Raw genomic sequence first — 18,086 nt, 5'->3', positions numbered from 1 at the left:
AAAGTCAGCTTAAAGGCTTTATTTTTAAATAAAGTTAAACAATTTCTTTAGCAAAATTCTCGCAAGTTTTTATAGTGTCTTTTACATCTAGAATTGTGGTTCTAGGATTAATTAAACACATGCGTAAAACGATTTGCTTTTGTAAAATGGTGGTAACCAATAGTGCTTCTCTAGAGCTTACTATTTTTTTAGAGATTTCTTGATTTATGGCATCGAGCCTTTTTTCTGAATAATTTTTTCCAATAGGATTATATCTAAAATTAATTACAGCAAGGGTAGCAGGAGATACGACTTCCCAATTAGGGCTTTTTCTTAAATGTGCTTCTACTTCTTCGGCTAAATCGATAGAATAAGAAACTGCTTTTTTAAAAGCGTTAAGCCCGAAAGTTTTCATCGACATATAAAATTTTAAAGCTCTAAAGCGACGCGTTAATTGAATTCCGTGGTCGTAAAAATTAATTTCGGAAGTATTCCCTTCAATATCTCTTAAATATTCTGGCTTCTCTGTAAAAGTTTGACTTAACCATTTATGATTTCTTACTAATAAACAGCCCATTTCATACGGTTGGTATAACCATTTATGCGGATCTATAGCTAACGAATCTGCTTTTTCAATTCCTTTTAATTCTTGGCTTCCTTTTTTAGATAAAATTGCAGCAGCACCATAAGCACCATCAATATGAAACCAAAGTTTTTCGACTTTACATATTTTAGCAATTTCGTTTAAAGGGTCTACGGTTCCTGTATTTGTTGTTCCAGCGGAAGCGATAATACAAAAGGGCTGCAAGCCTTCTAATCTATCTTTTGCAATCGCATTTTTAAGTTTATTAATAGCCATTTTAAACTCAATATCTGTAGGGATAATTCGAATTTGTTCTTTTTTAAATCCTAAAACACGAATTGCTTTAATATTAGAAGAATGTGCTTGATCGGAAAGATAAATAATAGCTTTTGCAAAATCGTCGCCACAACGTTGTCTTCTTGCTGTTACCAAAGCAGTTAGATTCGCCATGGAGCCACCACTTGTAAAAATCCCTCCACCTTTTTTTGTTGGAAATTTAAATAGTTTTAATAACCAGTTCATGGTTACAATTTCTAATTCTGCAGCAGCAGGAGAAGCTGCCCAACCGCCAGAGAAAATATTGAATCCAGTAGCTAAAGTATCTGCCATAACACTAACAAAATTACTTGGTCCTGGTACAAAAGAATAAGACTTTGGATGTGTTACAATATTACTGTTGGGTAATACTTTTTCGGTTACAAAGTCTAATACATCTTTATAGTTTGTTGCTTCTTGTGGCGCTTCGGTTTTAAACAGTAGATCCATTTCTTCTCTAGAAGCAGATGCAACAGGTTTCTTTGTGTTTTCGGTATCAAAATGTGCTACAATTGTATCAATTACTTGATAACCATATTGTTTCATTTCTTCTTTAGTTAATTGCAGTTTATGCGAATTGTTCATTAAGGGCTTTTTTTGTTTTTTTAATGAATAGGTGTACTATTTATAAAAAACCACTTATTTAGTGACATTCTATTGCACTAGACGCAATATCTACAATTGGAGCAGGAGAGAGGTAAGGAATACCTAGACCTAAACCACGAAGAATAAATAATAATCCTATAATGACTACAAAAATAGGAATCCCTTTTTGAATACGTTGCTTCATTTTGGTATTTAAAAATTTACCTAAATAAATAGCAGAAGTCATTAGTGGAATAGTACCCAATCCAAACAATACCATGTATAAACTTCCTTGCCATGCATTTTGCATTGCTAAAGAAGCAAAAACGGCCATATAAACTAAACCACATGGTAAAAAACCATTAAGAAAACCTATAGTTAAAAAAGTGTCTGCAGTTTTCTTTTTTAACGCTTTGCCTAACGAAGATTTGACTTTAGATATTAATTTGTAAATAGGTTTTGAGAAGTTGTATTTATTGAAAATTCTTGACGGAATTACAACAACAACTATCATAATAATCCCTAAAAAAATAGATAGCTGTTGTTGAATTCCAAAGATGTAAAGGCTTTTTCCTATCAAACCAAAAAACAAACCAATTATTGCGTAAGCTAATAGCCTGCCAAAATGATAGGTAAATATTTGTGTTACTTTTTTTAAAGAATTACTTCTGTCTACTGGTAACATAAAAGCAATAGGACCACACATACCAACGCAGTGAAAACTTCCTAATAGACCAAATATGAGTGCAGACCAAAGCATTTAATAGACAATTTCTTTTTTGTATAGATAGTTTTTTCCGTTATATTGCCAATCTACTATAATGTTCCAACGACCATCTAACAAACGTTTGTCAGGTATGAGCAAATTGTGGTTTGATAATGAAATAGGCGTTTCAAAATCAAATTGTTTATTAGATGGTCTATATAGGAACACTTTCCCGGATATGCTATTAATCGAAAGATCTTCAGGAAATATAATTTGTATGCCTTCTTCTGTTTTTTTCCAAGTAATATTGCTTGTTAAACTTTTAGCATTCGTTTCCTTATTAATATCGTTTTGAAACTCTAATTCTTGTTTATAGTAATTTTCGGTTACCAGATCATGATCGTATGTACTGTCTGTCATCATGGTAATAATAAAGTACATGATAAAGCTTATAAATCCTATAAACGCTATAATTATTCCTGTTCCCCAATTAAATTTCATAGTAGTATTACCTGTCAAAACAGGAGTTTTTTAATTAAACATATTTTAGTTCATTTGTTTTTGAGCATTACCTTTCGTTGTACTTCAGGTCAGGCTTTCACAACTCGCTCTTTTCAAGGAGCTCAAACAAATTGCTCAATCCTTAATGCGCTTTAGCATACAAACATTTTTTTTTAATTATAACTTCTTGGTCCTAAAAAGTTCACACTTGTATTTTCAATCAATTTGTCTCCACTATACACGTCAATCATGAGTTTGTTTTTGTCTCCTTTTAGTTGACTTTTATCTATTTCAATAAACAGTGTGCCTTCTGCTAATCCTTGTGCGGGAACTATAAAATTGTCTGATGTGGATACCAGTTTTATTGTTCCTTTATACTTTCTAAGTTTAAAGTTTACGTTCTCTATTTCTTGAGTTGTTTTATTAACTAATTTATAGGTAAAAACGTTGCTAATAACGGTTTCTCCTTTGTGCTCATACAGCTGTCCTGGAAGTCTTAATATTCTAGCTTCAACATCGTTTCTTAATAATAACATACCACTAAGTACCCCCATAAGAATAATTAATACAGCAATATATCCTTTCATTCTAGCAGAAAGTTTGAACTTTTCACCTTTTTCTATTTCATCTTCACTAGCATATCTAATTAAGCCTTTAGGAAGGTTAATACTTTCCATTATATGATCGCATTCATCGATACAAGCTGTACAGTTTACACATTCTAATTGTGTACCATTTCGAATATCTATTCCTGTAGGACATACATGTACACATTGTAAACAATCAATACAATCTCCATGACCAAGTTCTTGTCGATCTTCGTTTTTTCTGAATTTTTTACGTCCATTTTCTCCTTCACCTCTTACATGATCGTAAGCAACTATAATCGATTTATTATCTAAAAGTACACCTTGTAATCTTCCGTAAGGACACGCAATAATACAAACCTGTTCTCTAAACCAAGCAAATACAAAATAGAAAACTGCAGTAAATATTAATAGAGGGAAAAGGGTTCCTAAATGATTAGAAGGCCCATCTGTTATATACTGTAATAGTTTATCACTACCTATTAAATAAGCTAAAAAAACATTCGCAATAATAAATGAAATGACTAAAAATATAAACCATTTTAACAGGCGTTTTTTTATTTTTTCTGCATCCCATTTTTGATTGTCTAGTTTGCGTTGTTTATTTCTGTCTCCATCAATCCAGTATTCAACTCTACGAAAAACCATTTCTAAAAAAATGGTTTGCGGACAAATCCATCCGCAAAAAATACGTCCGAATCCCACGGTAAATAGTGCTATAAAAATAACCCCTATAATCATCGAGATTACAAATAGATGAAAATCTTGTGGCCAAAAAGGAAATCCAAAAATATTAAAACGACGTTCTAAAATATTAAACATTAAGAACTGGTTCCCATTAATTTTAATGAATGGTGCAGCAATAAGAAAAGCTAATAAGATATAACTTACTATTTTACGCTTTTCATAAAATTTCCCGCTTGGTTTTTTTGGGTATACCCAAGCGCGTTTGCCTTCTTCATTTATCGTTCCAATACTGTCTCTAAATGTTTCGTTTTCTGGAGTTTCCAAAATGTTTGTTCTTTAGGTTCTTATTCTTGAGTTTCTTCCCAAATGTCACCTTCTGCTGCTTTTGGTTCTGCAGGAGTTGTACCTTGAAATTGTAATACGTAACTAGCTACTTGATTAATTTCTGATGGTTTTAAACTTTGTTTCCAAGCTATCATTCCTTTACCATCTCGACCACCTTCTGTAATTGTTTTAAAAACATTTTTAATTCCACCACCTAAAATCCAGTGCTTATCTGTTAGGTTAGGACCAATTCCACCACCACCATCTGCTTTATGACAAGCAACACAGTTGGTTTCAAAAATTTTCTTTCCATTTCCTAAATCAGCAGCATCGGTTAAGATTTCTACCGTATTAAAATCAACTAAGTCTTTGGCTGTTTTTTTGTACTCTTCAATATCTATTTTAGCTTGTGCATATTCCATTTCTAATTCTTGATATTGATTTTCACCATTAAAGACATGGAATTTAAGTAAATAAACAACGCCGAAAACTATAGAAATATAGAAACTATATACCCACCATGGTGGTAAGTTATTATCTAGCTCTTTAATACCATCATAATTATGGTCTAAAATTATTTCGTGTTCTTCTTGTATTGGTTTTGCTCCTAGTAACTTGGTGTAAGTTTCTTGCAACCATTTAATAGATTTAGGTGTTTTAACTTCTTTAGAAGCGGCATACCTTGCTTTTCCTTCTTCATCTAAACTTTGATAAAGTATATTATCCATAGAACCTACAATAGCTTCTGTAGCAATAAGTATAACTAATACTAATAATAAGAATAGCATAATTATAGGTTGTTCAATAAATGCAGGTTTACTACCAGAGTCTACAAAATACTCTACTAGACCGAATATGATAAAGAATATAACAGGTACTCTTACCCAAGATGGTATAAAATTTTTCATTTTTCTGTTTGGTTTTGGTTTTCGTTTTCTAATGGAATGTTACTTACTGTTTGTATATATTCTTTTTTTGCTGTGTAAACCCATAAAAAAAGAACTACAAAAAAGCCAAAGAAAATTAATAAGGATATAATTGGATATACTTCAATTCCAGAAATACTATCCATATAATTTTTTACAAATTTTAGCATAATTCTAGTTTTAATTGGTTTCTAAATCTTTTACTTTTATATCTGTACCTAAACGTTGTAAGTAAGCAATAAGTGCTACTATTTCACGATTGCGCATTTCAATAAATTCTGGACCTCCAGCAGTTTTATCTGCTTCATAGGTTTCTGCAAAATCTGGATCTGCATATAGGTTTTTTTCAATTTTGGTACCTTGATCTAGCATTGCTTGTTGTGCATTTGCTATTTCTTCATCTGTGTAAGGAACCCCTAATTTAACCATGACTTCCATTTTAGCTTCGGTCATCGATTTGTCTAATTCATTTTTAACAATCCATTTATAAGATGGCATGATAGAACCAGAAGAAGTACTTTGTGGGTCATACATATGATTTAAATGCCAGTTATCTGAGTATTTTCCACCAATACGATGTAAATCAGGTCCAGTTCGTTTACTTCCCCAAAGGAATGGATGATCGTAAACAAATTCTCCAGCTTTAGAGTATTCACCATAACGTTCTACCTCACTTCTAAAAGGTCTTACCATTTGTGAGTGACAACCAACACAACCTTCACGAATGTATATATCTCGCCCTTCTAATTCTAGAGGAGTATATGGTTTTACACTAGCAATAGTTGGTATATTTGATTTAACCATTATGGTAGGAACTATTTGTACAATACCACCAATTAAAATAGCAATTGTTGCTCCAATAGTTAATTTAATTGGTTTACGTTCTAACCAAGTGTGCCATCCTTCTCCAGAAGTACGTTTTTTAGACACATGTTGTAATGCAGGAGCTTCTGCTAATTCATCTTCTACTTTACTACCGCTTTTTATGGTAACAACTACATTATAAACAAGAATTAACATTCCTGTTATATATAGCGTTCCTCCAATAGCACGCATCCAGTACATAGGCATAATTTCGGTAACTGTTTCTAAGAAGTTACCATAAACTAAAGTTCCATCAGGATTAAATTGTTTCCACATACTAGCTTGCGTAAACCCAGCAACATACATTGGTAAAGTGTACATTATAATACCTAATGTACCAACCCAGAAATGTAGATTAGCTAAGCCTGTAGAGAATAACTTTGTTTTAAATAATTTAGGAACTAGGTAATAAATCATACCAAAGGTTAAGAAACCATTCCATGCTAAAGCACCAACGTGAACGTGTGCAATAATCCAATCGGTAAAGTGACCAATAGCATTTACATTCTTAAGAGAAAGCATTGGACCTTCAAAAGTAGCCATACCATAACCAGTAATTGCTACAACCATAAATTTTAAAACAGGATCTGTTCTTACTTTATCCCAAGCGCCACGAAGTGTTAATAGTCCGTTTATCATTCCTCCCCAAGAAGGCATTAATAACATAATTGAAAATGCAGTACCTAGACTTTGCGCCCATTCTGGTAAAGCGGTATATAATAAATGGTGTGGTCCAGCCCAAATATATATAAATATTAAGGACCAAAAGTGAACAATTGATAATCTATAAGAGTATACAGGTCTATTTGCAGCTTTAGGTACAAAATAGTACATCAATCCTAAAAATGGTGTCGTTAAAAAGAAAGCTACTGCATTATGTCCATACCACCATTGTACTAAAGCATCTTGAACGCCTGCGTATACAGAATAACTTTTCATTGCACTTACTGGTAGTTCTAAACTATTAAATATATGAAGTACAGCAACTGTAACAAAAGTTGCTATATAAAACCAAATAGCTACATACAAATGACGTTGTCTTCGTTTAAGCATAGTACCAATAAGGTTAATACCAAAAGCGACCCAAATAACAGCAATGGCAATATCAAACGGCCATTCTAATTCGGCATACTCTTTTGTTGATGTATAACCTAAAGGTAATGTAATAGCAGCACCTACTATAATAAGTTGCCAACCCCAAAAGTTTATTTTGCTTAATAAGTCACTATACATTCTTGCTTTAAGTAACCGTTGTGTTGAGTAATAAACACCAGCAAAAATAGCATTACCAACAAAGGCAAAGATTACCGCATTGGTGTGTAATGGTCTTAAACGGCCAAAGCTTAACCAGGATATTCCGTCGGTTAAGTTTGGGAATAAAAACATGAACGCAAGCAGTAAACCTACTGACATACCTACTACTCCCCAGAGTATGGTTGCGTAAAGGAAATTTTTAACGATTTTGTTATCGTAATAAAATTGTTGTACTTCCATAATAATTAATTCGTCTTTTTAGTTTTTATAGTTGATTTAGTTTGATCTTTTACCAGTTCGTCTTCAAAAAGCATTCTAACAGATGGTGTATAGTTATCATCAAATTGCCCTTTTTTTAATGCATATATAAAAGCTGCAAAAAAAACAATTGCAACTAAAATACTGATAGTTAATAATATATATATAACACTCATACCTATTAGAAGTTATGGTTCAAAATTACATTGGATAGCATTCTTAAAACATGATTTTTATCATGTTTGGTTATTTTTAATCATTCTAATTTCTTGCCAGTTTTTTACCTAAAATATTGGTTGCAATAGTTGTAAATACTACAATACTAATAGAACTTAAAGGCATTAGAATTGCTGCTACAACTGGAGCTAATTGTCCGGTTACCGCAAAATAGAGTCCGATAATGTTATATATAAAAGACAATACAAAACTCCATTTAATAATTTTTATAGCACTTTTAGAGGCTTTAATATATTTGTTTAACTGATTAAATTTTGAAGCATCTAAAATGGCATCACATGCAGGAGAGAAGACATTTACATTTTCAGAAAGTGCAATACCAACATTGCTTTGTGCTAAGGCACCAGCATCATTTAAACCGTCTCCTATCATAAGTACTTTGGCGCCTTCGGTTTGGTGGTATTTTATGTATTCTAGCTTATCATCTGGTTTTTGATTGAAAATTAATTTCGTTTTACTTGGAAGTATTTTTTTTAGATTTTCTAATTCTCCTTCATTATCTCCAGAAAGAATTACTAAATCATATTGTTTTTTTAGTTTATTGAATAGTTTAGACAACCCTTTTCTATAGCTATTATAAAAAGTATATTTTCCTCTATATATGTTATTTGTACTAATATGTACCGCAGTATTTAAAACCGAAGCTTCTGAAGAACCCACAAAGCTAGCAGAACCAATTTTTATGTTTTCGTTGTTATGAGAAGCTTCAATACCTTTTCCTAAATGCTCTTCAAAATGATTTAATGTAATGATATTGTTTTCGTCTAAAATATCATAAAGTGTCCTACTTAACGGATGGTTAGAACCACGAAGCGTATTTTTTAGTAGAGTTTCTTCGGAAGTAGAAAGCGTTTCACCTTCATAGGTTGCCGTACTTTTTTTATTAGAAGTGATAGTTCCCGTTTTGTCAAAAATGATCGTATTAATAGCTGCTAATTGTTCGATAACCGAAGCATTCTTTACATAAAATTTTTGCTTTCCAAAGATGCGAAGCAAATTTCCGAAGGTAAAAGGAGCAGAGAGGGCAATAGCACAAGGACAAGCAATTATAAGTACTGCTGTAAATACATTCATGGCTTTACTTGCATCAAAAAACAACCAAAATGTAGTAGCAATTATGGCAATACTTAAAACAGCAATAGTAAATTGTTTGCTAATTTTATTGGTAAGGGTTGTAAAACCATCTTCTTTGTTTTTGCTAAACACATCGTTACTCCATAATTGTGTGAGGTAACTTTGCTCTACCGATTTTAGAGCTTCCATTTCTAGAACTCCAGCAGTTTGTTTTCCACCAGCAAATAATTTGTCTCCAGATTTTTTACTTACTGCTTCCGATTCTCCAGTAACAAAACTATAATCAATTCTGGCTTTTCCGTTAATAAGTATTCCATCAACAGGAATTAATTCTTCGTTTCTAATAAGTAGTCTATCTCCTTTTTTAATTTCGTACACCTGAATTGGAGTTTCCTCTTTTTCCGAAGAAATTTTAGTTACCGCAATTGGGAAATACGATTTGTAATCGCGCTCAAACGATAGGAAGGAATAGGTTTTTTGTTGAAAGAATTTTCCTAGTAATAAAAAGAAAACTAAACCGGTTAAACTATCGAAAAATCCAGAGCCTAAATCGAAGATGATTTCCATTGTACTTCGAATAAAAAGTACAGCAATACCAAGGGCAATAGGAACATCTATATTTAAAATCTTTGCTCGTAGCCCTTTATAAGCAGAAATAAAATAATCTTGTGCAGCATAAAATACTACAGGAAGTGAAAAGGCAAACATTAACCAACGAAATAAATGTTTGTATTTTTCTAACCAGAATTCACCAACTTCAAAATACTCAGGAAACGAGAGGAACATAACATTTCCAAATGCAAAACCGGCAATACCTAATTTGTACATAAGGGTTCTGTTTATGTGTTCTTTGCCTGTTTTAAAATCGTCTAAAGAAATATAAGGTTCATAACCAATACTACTTAAAAGTAATACCACTTCTTTAAGCGATGTTTTTTCGGTATGGTAAGTAACACGAACCGTTTTCTTACCAAAATTAACTTGAGAAGCTGTTATTCCAGGGTTTAATTTGTTCCCGTTTTCTAGAATCCAAATACAAGAACTACAGTGAATATGCGGTATGTAGAGTGTAGCAATTTGTGTGGTGCCATCGTTAAATTCGGTTAGTTTTTCTATGATGTTCTCTTTAGAAAGAAAATCGTATTTACCTTGAATCTCTTTCGGTATTGCTCCAGGGGAAGCTTGCATATCATAATAACAGGTTAAATCGTTTTCTGAAAAAATTTCATAAACCGTTTTACAACCAGTACAACAAAAAGACTTTTCGTCGAATTTTATAATTGTAGAATCACAATCATCACCACAATGAAAACAAGTGGATTTGTCCATAATATTTGCTCTTTTATACCTGTAACAAAAGTCACAAAACAAGTGCAATTATAATATGATATTTGTCATGTTTTAATTAATTTTACAAAACAATTTATATTATACTATGAGTAGTTGCGATCAGTGTATTGTTAGGCAGTTTAATGCTTTAAAAAGTTTATCTAAAGAAGAATTAGTTAGAGTTTCTAACTGTAAAACTTCTAAAACGATAAAAAAGGGAGAAACTATTTTTGAAGAAGGTGAAATGATAAATGGAATTTACTGTATTAAAGAAGGTATTTGTAAGTTATCTAAATTAAGCCCAAACGGAAGAGATCAAATTGTAAAATTGGTTGTAAAAGGAGACTTATTAGGACAGCGTTCTTTAATAGGTAATGAATCTGCAAATTTAAGTGCAGTTGCACTTAATGATATGGAAGTTTGTTTCATTCCTAAACGAGAAGTTGTAGATGATTTAAGTAAGAACCCAGATTTTTGTCATTCTATGTTAGAGCAAATGGCTAATGATTTAAGGGATTCAGACAACATTATAGTAAATATGGCGCAAAAATCTGTTAAAAACAGAATAGCCGAAATTCTAATTTACATGTTTGAAAACTTTGGAGAAAATGAAAAGGGCTTTTTATCTATTCATTTTTCTAGAGATGACTATGCTAATTTGGTTGGTACAGCAACAGAGTCTGCAATACGAATTCTATCCCAATTTAAAAAAGATGGACTTATAGCTACTGAAGGTAAGCATATTAAAATTGTAGATATGGAAGCTTTAAAAAAAGTAGAATAGTTTTATAAAAATTTTATAAAAATTAAATGGAATTAGTTGTATTTTTATACAGCTATGAAAAAAGAAAGTATACACAAAAAAGGCTTCGTGTTTAAAACTTACGAAGCTCCTTCACAATCTCCTTTCGAAAAGCTTTTCGATATATTTAAAGAGTTAATTACACATACTTCTGGTGATTTTGATGAAGCTATAAGTTGGCTTCGTGACTTAGATAAAGAATATGAGTTAACGACTCCAGAATATACCATTGATGACTTTATTGAAGACCTTAAAGCAAAAGGTTATATTCGAGAAGAGATGAAACCAGATGGAAAAAAAGGCAATGCCATTACTGCAAAAACGGAACGTGCCATTAGGCAGTCTGCATTAGATCAAATTTTTGGTAACATAAAACGAAGTGGTGCAGGGAATCATAAAAGTAAGGGGACAGGAATAGGAGATGAACATACAGGCGATTTTAGAAATTATCAATTTGGAGATAGTTTGGATAAAGTCTCTATAACCGAAAGCCTAAGAAATGCCCAAATAAATCATGGAATAGGCAATTTTAATCTTACCGAAGATGATCTAGTGGTTGAAGAAACTACACACAAATCACAAATGAGCACGGTGTTGATGATAGATATTAGCCACAGTATGATTCTCTATGGAGAGGATAGAATTACACCTGCCAAAAAAGTTGCGATGGCTTTAGCCGAATTAATTACCACACGCTACCCAAAAGACACATTAGATATTTTAGTTTTTGGTAACGATGCTTGGCCAATTAAAATTAAAGATTTACCATATCTAAATGTTGGCCCTTATCATACAAATACTGTTGCAGGATTAAAGTTGGCTATGGATTTATTACGACGTAAACGAAACACCAACAAACAAATTTTTATGATAACCGATGGGAAACCAAGTTGTTTGCGCTTGCCGGACGGAACTTATTATAAAGACAGTAATGGTTTAAATCCGTATATCACCAATAAATGTTATGCCCAAGCACAACAGGCTAGAAAATTACACATTCCTATTACTACTTTCATGATTGCACAAGATCCTTATTTAATGCAATTTGTTGAAGAGTTTACTAAGGCAAACCAAGGAAAAGCATTTTATACAGGATTAAAAGGTTTAGGTGAAATGATTTTTGAAGATTACGAAACAAACAGAAAAAAAAGAATTAAAGGATAGAAATAAGTTAAAAGTGTAAAGCTATAAGTGAAAAGGTTGAATCACTTCAATGAAAAAGATTTTAAAAAAACTATGGAAATAAAAAATATAAAAACTTTAAGCGAATTAAAAAAAGCGGAATATAAAAGTAAATCTATAAAAGACGAATTAAGAGATAATTTAATTGAAAAAATAAAGAATAAAACAACTGTTTTTGAAGGTGTTCATGGTTATGAAAATACTGTAATTCCAGAATTAGAACGCGCTATTTTGTCGAGACATAATATTAATTTTTTAGGATTACGCGGACAAGCAAAAACACGTTTAGCACGTTTGATGCTTAATTTGTTAGATGAATATATTCCAGTAGTAGAAGGTTCAGAAATTAATGACGATCCGTTACAGCCAATATCTCGTTTTGCAACAGAATTAATTGCAGAAAAAGGGGACGACACACCAATTATCTGGATGCATAGAAGCGAACGTTTTGCCGAAAAATTAGCCACACCAGATGTTACCGTTGCAGATATTATTGGAGATGTAGATCCTATAAAAGCTGCGAATTTAAAACTAAGTTATGCAGACGATCGTGTTATTCATTATGGAATGATTCCTCGTGCAAACCGTTGTATTTTTGTAATTAATGAATTACCAGATTTACAGGCTAGAATTCAAGTGGCTTTGTTTAATATTTTGCAAGAAGGAGATATTCAAATTCGTGGGTTTAAATTACGTTTACCTTTAGATATGCAGTTTATATTTACTGCAAATCCAGAAGATTATACCAATAGAGGAAGTATTGTTACGCCTTTAAAAGATAGAATTGGATCGCAAATATTAACGCATTATCCTACAGATATTGAAACCGCAAAAACCATTACACAACAAGAAGCAAAGTCGGATGGTCGTCAAAAAGAAAGTATTCACGTACCAGAATTAGCTAAAGATTTATTAGAGCAAATTGTTTTTGAAGCTCGTGATAGCGACTTTATAGACGAGAAAAGTGGTGTAAGTGCACGTCTTAGTATTACTGCTTTTGAAAATTTATTGAGTGCTGCAGAATTGCGTGCTTTAAAGTCTGATGATGCTAAAACAACCATTCGCCTATCAGACTTTTTAGGAATTATTCCTGCAATAACAGGTAAAGTAGAATTGGTATATGAAGGAGAACAAGAAGGGGCAGCTCAAGTAGCATATAACTTAATTGGTGAAGCAGTTAAAAGCTTGTTTCCTGAGTTTTTTCCAAAGATTGAAAAGTTAAAAAAGCAAGAAGATGAAAGTCCTTATGATGCTATTGTATCTTGGTTTTTTAATGCTTCAGAAGGTTTTGAATTATTAGATGGTTTGCGAGATAAGGAGTATAAGAGTTTGTTAGATGCTGTTTCGCCTTTAGATGACCTATTAGCAGAACATCAACCAAAATTATCTAAAGAGGAAAGTTATTTTGTAAAAGAATTTGTGCTTTGGGCTTTGGTAGAATATAAGCTGTTGAGTAAATATAGATTTACTGAAGGCATCCAGTTTAAAGACCCTTACGGAAGTTATATTAGTGGATTATAACCATCCAGTAAATTATAAATAAAAAGCGCTTCCAATACTATGGATGCGTTTTTTATTTATACAAGCTTAGTAACCACTTCTATATCACTATGCAATGTTTTATGTACAGGACATTTATCTGCAATTTGAAGCATACGTTGTATTTGCTTTTCGTCTAAATTTCCTTCTAGTTTAATCTCTCTATTAAAAGTGTCTACTTTAATTTCTTTGTTTTCACCATTTTCAACAATTTGCTTTGTTGCTTTTGTATGTGAAGTATGAACTTTAATATTTTGTAAATCCCAACCTTTTCTTTTGGTGTACATTTGAACAGTCATTGCTGTACAAGCCGATAATCCTGCCGAAACAAATTCGTAAGGAGATGGACCAAAGTCGTTTCCGCCATAACTTGTTGGCTCGTCTGCTAGCATAGTGTGATTTTCCACTGTCATTTGTGTGGTAAAACCTTCATCTGCATCTAAACTAGCAACTGCTTGATGAGAAGTGGAAAGCGTTTCCTTTTTTGGTAGTGAAATATAACGTTTTGCCCAAGTAGCAATTACGCTTCCAACGTAAATAGAATCTTCTTTTTTCATTAATAAATGATCTGCTCCATCTAGCGTTACAAAACTTTTTGGATGTCTAGCTGCTACATAGATTTCTTCTGCATTAGCAATACCAACGGTTGCATCTTGAGGTGAATGCATTACCAATAATGCTTTACGTAAATTTTGTGCTACATCAGGTAATGATTTTGTTTCAATATCGTCTAAAAATTGTTTTTTTATGGTGAATGCTCTTCCTCCAATATTTACATGTGCTTTACCTGTAGTTTTAATTTCTTCTACACTATTTTGAATTAAATGCTGCACGTGTTTTGGGTTAGAAGGGGCTCCAATTGTTGCAACCGCTTTTACAGATTCTATTTTAGATGCCGCAAAAATAACAGCAGCTCCACCTAAAGAATGCCCTATTAATAGAGTAGGAGCAGTATGATTTTCTTTTAAATAATTTGAAGCATTAATTAAATCTTCTACATTACCTGAAAAATTAGTGTTTTCAAAATCACCTTCACTCTCTCCTAATCCAGTAAAATCAAAACGTAATACTCCAAATCCGTTAGCAGTTAACTCTCGCGTAATATTTTTTACTGCAGATAGATTTTTATTACAAGTAAAACAATGTGCAAATATGGCAAAGTTATGCGGATGCTGGTTTACCGGAAGTTCTAATCTACCAATTAATTTTTGACCTTCAGCGTTTGTGAAATTGACTTTTTGAATATTCATTTTAAACAATTTTCTATTCAGTCGAAAAAAATAAGAAGCCTTTCAAATAATAAGATTATTAGCGAGTATCTCTAGATTTAATATTCGCTTCGCAGAGTTTAATAATCTCTATAATTCTTTTCTGTTTAGTCGCTTCACGTTTTGCTTGTTGTAGCCAATATAAATAGCTTTTCCTGTAGGAAGGCGCAAAGTTGTTGTAGTTTTCAAAAGCTTTAGGGTTTTTATTAAAAGCAAGTTGCAATGCTTCCGGAATAATGCCTTTTTCTACAGCATCTAAAGCAGTCCAACTTCCGTTTTTCTTACCTACTTCAATAATTTCTATACCCTTTGGATGCATTAAATCTTTAGCTATTAACTCTTTAATGTGCCTTTTGTTTAATGCGCTCCAAATACTTTTAGGATTTCTTTTGCAGAAGTATTGTCTTCGTTTTCCGTTACCTAAACTTTTTACAGTAGAATCAATCCAACCATAACATAAAGCAACTCTAACGGCTTCTTCCCATCGCATACTTTCGTTTTTATGATCTACTTTGTAAAAGATGAGGTAGATACCTTTATTACTATTGTGATTTATGTGTAGCCATTCTCGCCATTCTGTATCAGATTTAAAGTATAATTCTTCTAATTCCATTGGTGTTAAAGCTTAACTGTTTCTATGTAAAAATCTTCGTCTATTTGAATGTTTTTACTTTTAATAGTCATTTCTTTCCATTCATTATTTGGAAAAATCCATTGTTCTTTATCTTCTATAGTAACTTGAATAGGCATATCGAAATCTGTAACAATATTGGTCCATCTATATTTAAGCTGGTTGTTTTTAATTTCATATTCTAACGTAGGAATTCGTATATCTCTTAAATATTGGTTGAAAAATGCAGTTAAATCTATTCCAGATTGCTTGCTAATATAATTTTCAATTTGTTGTGTGGTAACAGTTTGGTGATAAAAGGTTTTGTTTAAACCGCGAAGAATTTGTCTCCATTTTTCATCATCTTCTATAAGCTGACGTAAAGTATGAAGCATATTTCCTCCTTTATTATACATGTCTCCAGAACCTTCATGATTTACGTTGTATTCACCAATAATAGGTTTATCATTTCTAATGCCTTTTCTAGTTCCTATAACATATTTAGCTGAAGATTCTTTACCATAATAATAATCTAAAAATAAGTTTTCCGAATAGTTCGTAAAGCTTTCATGAATCCACATATCTGCAATGTCTACATTAGTAATGTTATTTGCAAACCACTCGTGACCAGCTTCATGAATGATGATAAAATCAAATTTTAAACCTTCTCCAGTTCCAGATAAATCTCTACCTAAATAGCCTTTTTTATACTTATTTCCATAGGTAACAGAACTTTGGTGTTCCATCCCAAGATAAGGCACTTCTACTAATTTGAAGCTATCTTCGTAAAACGGATATGGTCCAAACCAATGCTCGAAGGCTTTCATCATTTTTGGAGCATCTTTAAAATGTTCTTTTGCTATTTCAAGATTATCACGAAGTACATAATAATTCATATCTAAGTCACCATTTTCACCTTTGTATACTTCCGAAAAATTCACATAATCACCAATGTTTACATTTACACCATAATTATTAATGGGATTTGCTACATGCCAATGTGTAGTAATAGTTTCATCTTTATTAGCAACAATGCTTTGCAGTCTTCCATTTGAAACATTCATTAAATCTTTAGGAATAGTAACGCTAATATCCATACTATCTACTTCGTCATACATGTGGTCTTTATTTGGCCACCATACACTTGCACCTAAGCCTTGACAAGAAGTTGCAATAAAATGTTTACCATTATTATCTTTTTTCCATGAAAAACCACCATCCCAAGGAGCTCGAACTGCTTCTTTAGGTGTACCTTCATAAAACACATCAATACTATTTACATCGCCAATATTCTGAGTTTTTTTTAAAGTTATAAAATGCGCATTTCCAACATGTTCTATCTCTAATTCTTTATTGTTTTGCGTTACTTTGGTAATCTGTAAAGGAGTTTGTAAATCTACTTGTAATTTGTTGTTTTGTTTTAGAACTTTATACTGAATGGTGTTTTTACCACTTATCGTTTTTTCTTTTGGATTTACTTTAATATCTAAATGATAATAAGTTAAATCCCACCATTCACGTTCTGGAGTAATACTTCCTCTTAAAGTATCTTGTTTTGTGAAGTTATTTTCTGATTGAAATAAGCCCTCTTTTTTTTGAGATAAACAAGAAGTAGCTATAAAACAAGTAATTATAATAATTAGATTTTTCATGAATTTAATTTTTTTTAAATTATCCTTTTAAAAGTAAGGTTCCAAAAATAGAAGCATCTATCCAGCCTCTATTTTTATCTTTTCCTTCAACAATTTCCGATCCTATAAAGTTTTCACGTTCTAAGCTAGCATCATTATCGCAATATGCAATAGCAAAACCAAGCTTTTTGTTCGTGTGTAATGTAATTGGAGTGTTTTGTGCTCCATCGACAAAATCAGCTGTGTGTATATTAATTTTAAGCTCCCAAATAGATGATTTTCCGTTTGTAATTCTTTTGGATTGTACATGATTATTGTATAATGTTGGTATTTCTCCGGGAGCAATATCTACCACATTACCATCTAAAGCAACATGATATGCAAATGCATTGTGATTGTATTGGTGTTCGCCACCACTATTATCTTCATCTATAAAAACTTCAACACAATCATCATCCCACCATAATTTTAAAGGATCTTTGTATTGGTCGTAAAGTATATCGTCTTGAATTTCAACTAATGCGTAAAGTGCTTTTTCATCCCAAGTTAATTTGTATTGCCCTTTAAAGTCTTCTTCTGTATAATTATCTCCTAGCCAGTTTTGGTTTATTTTATGCCAATTTACCTCTTGCCAAATAGTTTCTGTAGTCTTACCATCTATAATTATGGGCGCTAAAGTTTTTTTTACTATTGTGGTTTTATTATCTGGTTTTACATTTATTTCTTGTTTACAGGCTAAAAATACTATAATAGTAACTAGGAATAATAGGTGTTTTTTCATGTATTTTATTTACTAAAGTAATAAAAATAAAAAAGCCACTTCCATTGGAAGTGGCTTTTATCTA

General features: G+C 32.0%; 16 protein-coding genes. 3 read left to right on the top strand and 13 right to left on the bottom strand.

Translation table 11 applies throughout. From position 1 onward, the window contains the following. Positions 1–34: 34 nt before the first annotated feature. The 9 genes from ACVC3Y_RS12730 to ACVC3Y_RS12690 all read right to left on the bottom strand — a co-directional run bounded on the left by ACVC3Y_RS12730 (position 35) and on the right by ACVC3Y_RS12690 (position 10,209). Positions 35–1,462 (bottom strand): pyridoxal phosphate-dependent decarboxylase family protein, encoded by a 1,428-nt coding sequence (locus ACVC3Y_RS12730; RefSeq protein WP_452227096.1) that lies wholly within the window; start codon positions 1,460–1,462, stop codon positions 35–37. Positions 1,463–1,520: 58 nt separating this feature from the next. Further along, the gene (locus ACVC3Y_RS12725) at positions 1,521–2,222 is read right to left on the bottom strand and encodes a sulfite exporter TauE/SafE family protein (RefSeq protein ID WP_303423968.1); all 702 of its coding nucleotides are present in this window, start codon (positions 2,220–2,222) and stop codon (positions 1,521–1,523) included. After that, positions 2,223–2,669 carry a FixH family protein gene (locus ACVC3Y_RS12720; protein ID WP_303424036.1) on the bottom strand — a complete coding sequence of 149 codons (447 nt, stop codon included), beginning with the start codon at positions 2,667–2,669 and terminating at the stop codon, positions 2,223–2,225. It abuts the gene before it with no gap. Between the two features lie 173 nt (positions 2,670–2,842). Next, positions 2,843–4,267 (bottom strand): cytochrome c oxidase accessory protein CcoG, encoded by a 1,425-nt coding sequence (ccoG, locus tag ACVC3Y_RS12715; protein ID WP_303423967.1) that lies wholly within the window; start codon positions 4,265–4,267, stop codon positions 2,843–2,845. Between the two features lie 20 nt (positions 4,268–4,287). Further along, positions 4,288–5,175, bottom strand: coding sequence for a cbb3-type cytochrome c oxidase N-terminal domain-containing protein (locus ACVC3Y_RS12710; RefSeq protein WP_303423966.1), 888 nt, complete (start codon positions 5,173–5,175; stop codon positions 4,288–4,290). Continuing rightward, complete coding sequence (locus ACVC3Y_RS12705) at positions 5,172–5,363, bottom strand: CcoQ/FixQ family Cbb3-type cytochrome c oxidase assembly chaperone (protein ID WP_303423965.1); 192 nt, start codon at positions 5,361–5,363, stop codon at positions 5,172–5,174. Before ACVC3Y_RS12705 ends, ACVC3Y_RS12710 begins: the two co-directional genes overlap by 4 nt. Positions 5,364–5,373: 10 nt before the next feature. Next, positions 5,374–7,551: a cytochrome-c oxidase, cbb3-type subunit I gene (gene ccoN / locus ACVC3Y_RS12700; RefSeq protein WP_303423964.1), complete on the bottom strand. Its 2,178-nt coding sequence runs from the start codon at positions 7,549–7,551 to the stop codon at positions 5,374–5,376. Between the two features lie 5 nt (positions 7,552–7,556). Next, the gene (gene ccoS, locus ACVC3Y_RS12695) at positions 7,557–7,745 is read right to left on the bottom strand and encodes a cbb3-type cytochrome oxidase assembly protein CcoS (protein ID WP_303423963.1); all 189 of its coding nucleotides are present in this window, start codon (positions 7,743–7,745) and stop codon (positions 7,557–7,559) included. An 85-nt stretch (positions 7,746–7,830) separates the two neighbouring features. Then, positions 7,831–10,209, bottom strand: coding sequence for a heavy metal translocating P-type ATPase (locus ACVC3Y_RS12690; RefSeq protein WP_452227095.1), 2,379 nt, complete (start codon positions 10,207–10,209; stop codon positions 7,831–7,833). 106 nt (positions 10,210–10,315) lie between these two features. On the opposite strand from ACVC3Y_RS12690, the gene ACVC3Y_RS12685 reads away from it, so the two are divergent. The 3 genes from ACVC3Y_RS12685 (at position 10,316) to ACVC3Y_RS12675 (ending at position 13,714) form a co-directional block, all read left to right on the top strand. After that, positions 10,316–10,993 (top strand): Crp/Fnr family transcriptional regulator, encoded by a 678-nt coding sequence (locus ACVC3Y_RS12685; RefSeq protein WP_303423961.1) that lies wholly within the window; start codon positions 10,316–10,318, stop codon positions 10,991–10,993. Positions 10,994–11,047: 54 nt separating this feature from the next. After that, positions 11,048–12,175, top strand: a complete 1,128-nt coding sequence (locus tag ACVC3Y_RS12680; protein WP_303423960.1) for a vWA domain-containing protein — start codon at positions 11,048–11,050, stop codon at positions 12,173–12,175. 72 nt (positions 12,176–12,247) lie between these two features. Next, a complete protein-coding gene (locus ACVC3Y_RS12675; protein WP_452227094.1) occupies positions 12,248–13,714 on the top strand; it encodes a magnesium chelatase in 1,467 nt (488 codons plus the stop codon). Between the two features lie 56 nt (positions 13,715–13,770). Here ACVC3Y_RS12675 and ACVC3Y_RS12670 read toward each other — a convergent pair whose 3' ends face one another. The 4 genes from ACVC3Y_RS12670 to ACVC3Y_RS12655 are packed head-to-tail and all read right to left on the bottom strand — an operon-like array spanning position 13,771 to position 18,022. Further along, complete coding sequence (locus ACVC3Y_RS12670; RefSeq protein WP_452227093.1) at positions 13,771–14,982, bottom strand: bifunctional alpha/beta hydrolase/OsmC family protein; 1,212 nt, start codon at positions 14,980–14,982, stop codon at positions 13,771–13,773. A gap of 58 nt (positions 14,983–15,040) precedes the next feature. Next, positions 15,041–15,613: a YdeI/OmpD-associated family protein gene (locus tag ACVC3Y_RS12665; RefSeq protein ID WP_452227092.1), complete on the bottom strand. Its 573-nt coding sequence runs from the start codon at positions 15,611–15,613 to the stop codon at positions 15,041–15,043. Between the two features lie 5 nt (positions 15,614–15,618). Further along, positions 15,619–17,262, bottom strand: coding sequence for a M1 family metallopeptidase (locus tag ACVC3Y_RS12660; RefSeq protein ID WP_452227091.1), 1,644 nt, complete (start codon positions 17,260–17,262; stop codon positions 15,619–15,621). A 19-nt stretch (positions 17,263–17,281) separates the two neighbouring features. Beyond that, positions 17,282–18,022, bottom strand: a complete 741-nt coding sequence (locus ACVC3Y_RS12655) for a sugar-binding protein (protein ID WP_303423955.1) — start codon at positions 18,020–18,022, stop codon at positions 17,282–17,284. Between the last annotated feature and the right edge of the window lie 64 nt (positions 18,023–18,086).

It is taken from the genome of Lacinutrix cladophorae (assembly GCF_053604645.1).
The sequence above is the reverse complement of the archived record's forward strand: the minus strand, read 5'-3'. Positions and strand labels throughout refer to the sequence as shown.

Excerpts from the sequence above, each read along its gene's own strand:
- ACVC3Y_RS12710 (WP_303423966.1), bottom strand. The coding sequence starts at position 5,175 with ATGAAAAATTTTATACCATCTTGGGTAAGAGTACCTGTTATATTCTTT.
- ACVC3Y_RS12670 (WP_452227093.1), bottom strand. The coding sequence starts at position 14,982 with ATGAATATTCAAAAAGTCAATTTCACAAACGCTGAAGGTCAAAAATTA.
- ccoS (WP_303423963.1), bottom strand. The coding sequence starts at position 7,745 with ATGAGTGTTATATATATATTATTAACTATCAGTATTTTAGTTGCAATT.
- ACVC3Y_RS12730 (WP_452227096.1), bottom strand. The coding sequence starts at position 1,462 with ATGAACAATTCGCATAAACTGCAATTAACTAAAGAAGAAATGAAACAA.
- ACVC3Y_RS12705 (WP_303423965.1), bottom strand. The coding sequence starts at position 5,363 with ATGCTAAAATTTGTAAAAAATTATATGGATAGTATTTCTGGAATTGAA.
- ACVC3Y_RS12720 (WP_303424036.1), bottom strand. The coding sequence starts at position 2,669 with ATGAAATTTAATTGGGGAACAGGAATAATTATAGCGTTTATAGGATTT.
- ACVC3Y_RS12680 (WP_303423960.1), top strand. The coding sequence starts at position 11,048 with ATGAAAAAAGAAAGTATACACAAAAAAGGCTTCGTGTTTAAAACTTAC.
- ACVC3Y_RS12675 (WP_452227094.1), top strand. The coding sequence starts at position 12,248 with ATGGAAATAAAAAATATAAAAACTTTAAGCGAATTAAAAAAAGCGGAA.
- ACVC3Y_RS12690 (WP_452227095.1), bottom strand. The coding sequence starts at position 10,209 with ATGGACAAATCCACTTGTTTTCATTGTGGTGATGATTGTGATTCTACA.
- ccoN (WP_303423964.1), bottom strand. The coding sequence starts at position 7,551 with ATGGAAGTACAACAATTTTATTACGATAACAAAATCGTTAAAAATTTC.
- ACVC3Y_RS12660 (WP_452227091.1), bottom strand. The coding sequence starts at position 17,262 with ATGAAAAATCTAATTATTATAATTACTTGTTTTATAGCTACTTCTTGT.
- ACVC3Y_RS12685 (WP_303423961.1), top strand. The coding sequence starts at position 10,316 with ATGAGTAGTTGCGATCAGTGTATTGTTAGGCAGTTTAATGCTTTAAAA.
- ACVC3Y_RS12655 (WP_303423955.1), bottom strand. The coding sequence starts at position 18,022 with ATGAAAAAACACCTATTATTCCTAGTTACTATTATAGTATTTTTAGCC.
- ACVC3Y_RS12725 (WP_303423968.1), bottom strand. The coding sequence starts at position 2,222 with ATGCTTTGGTCTGCACTCATATTTGGTCTATTAGGAAGTTTTCACTGC.
- ACVC3Y_RS12665 (WP_452227092.1), bottom strand. The coding sequence starts at position 15,613 with ATGGAATTAGAAGAATTATACTTTAAATCTGATACAGAATGGCGAGAA.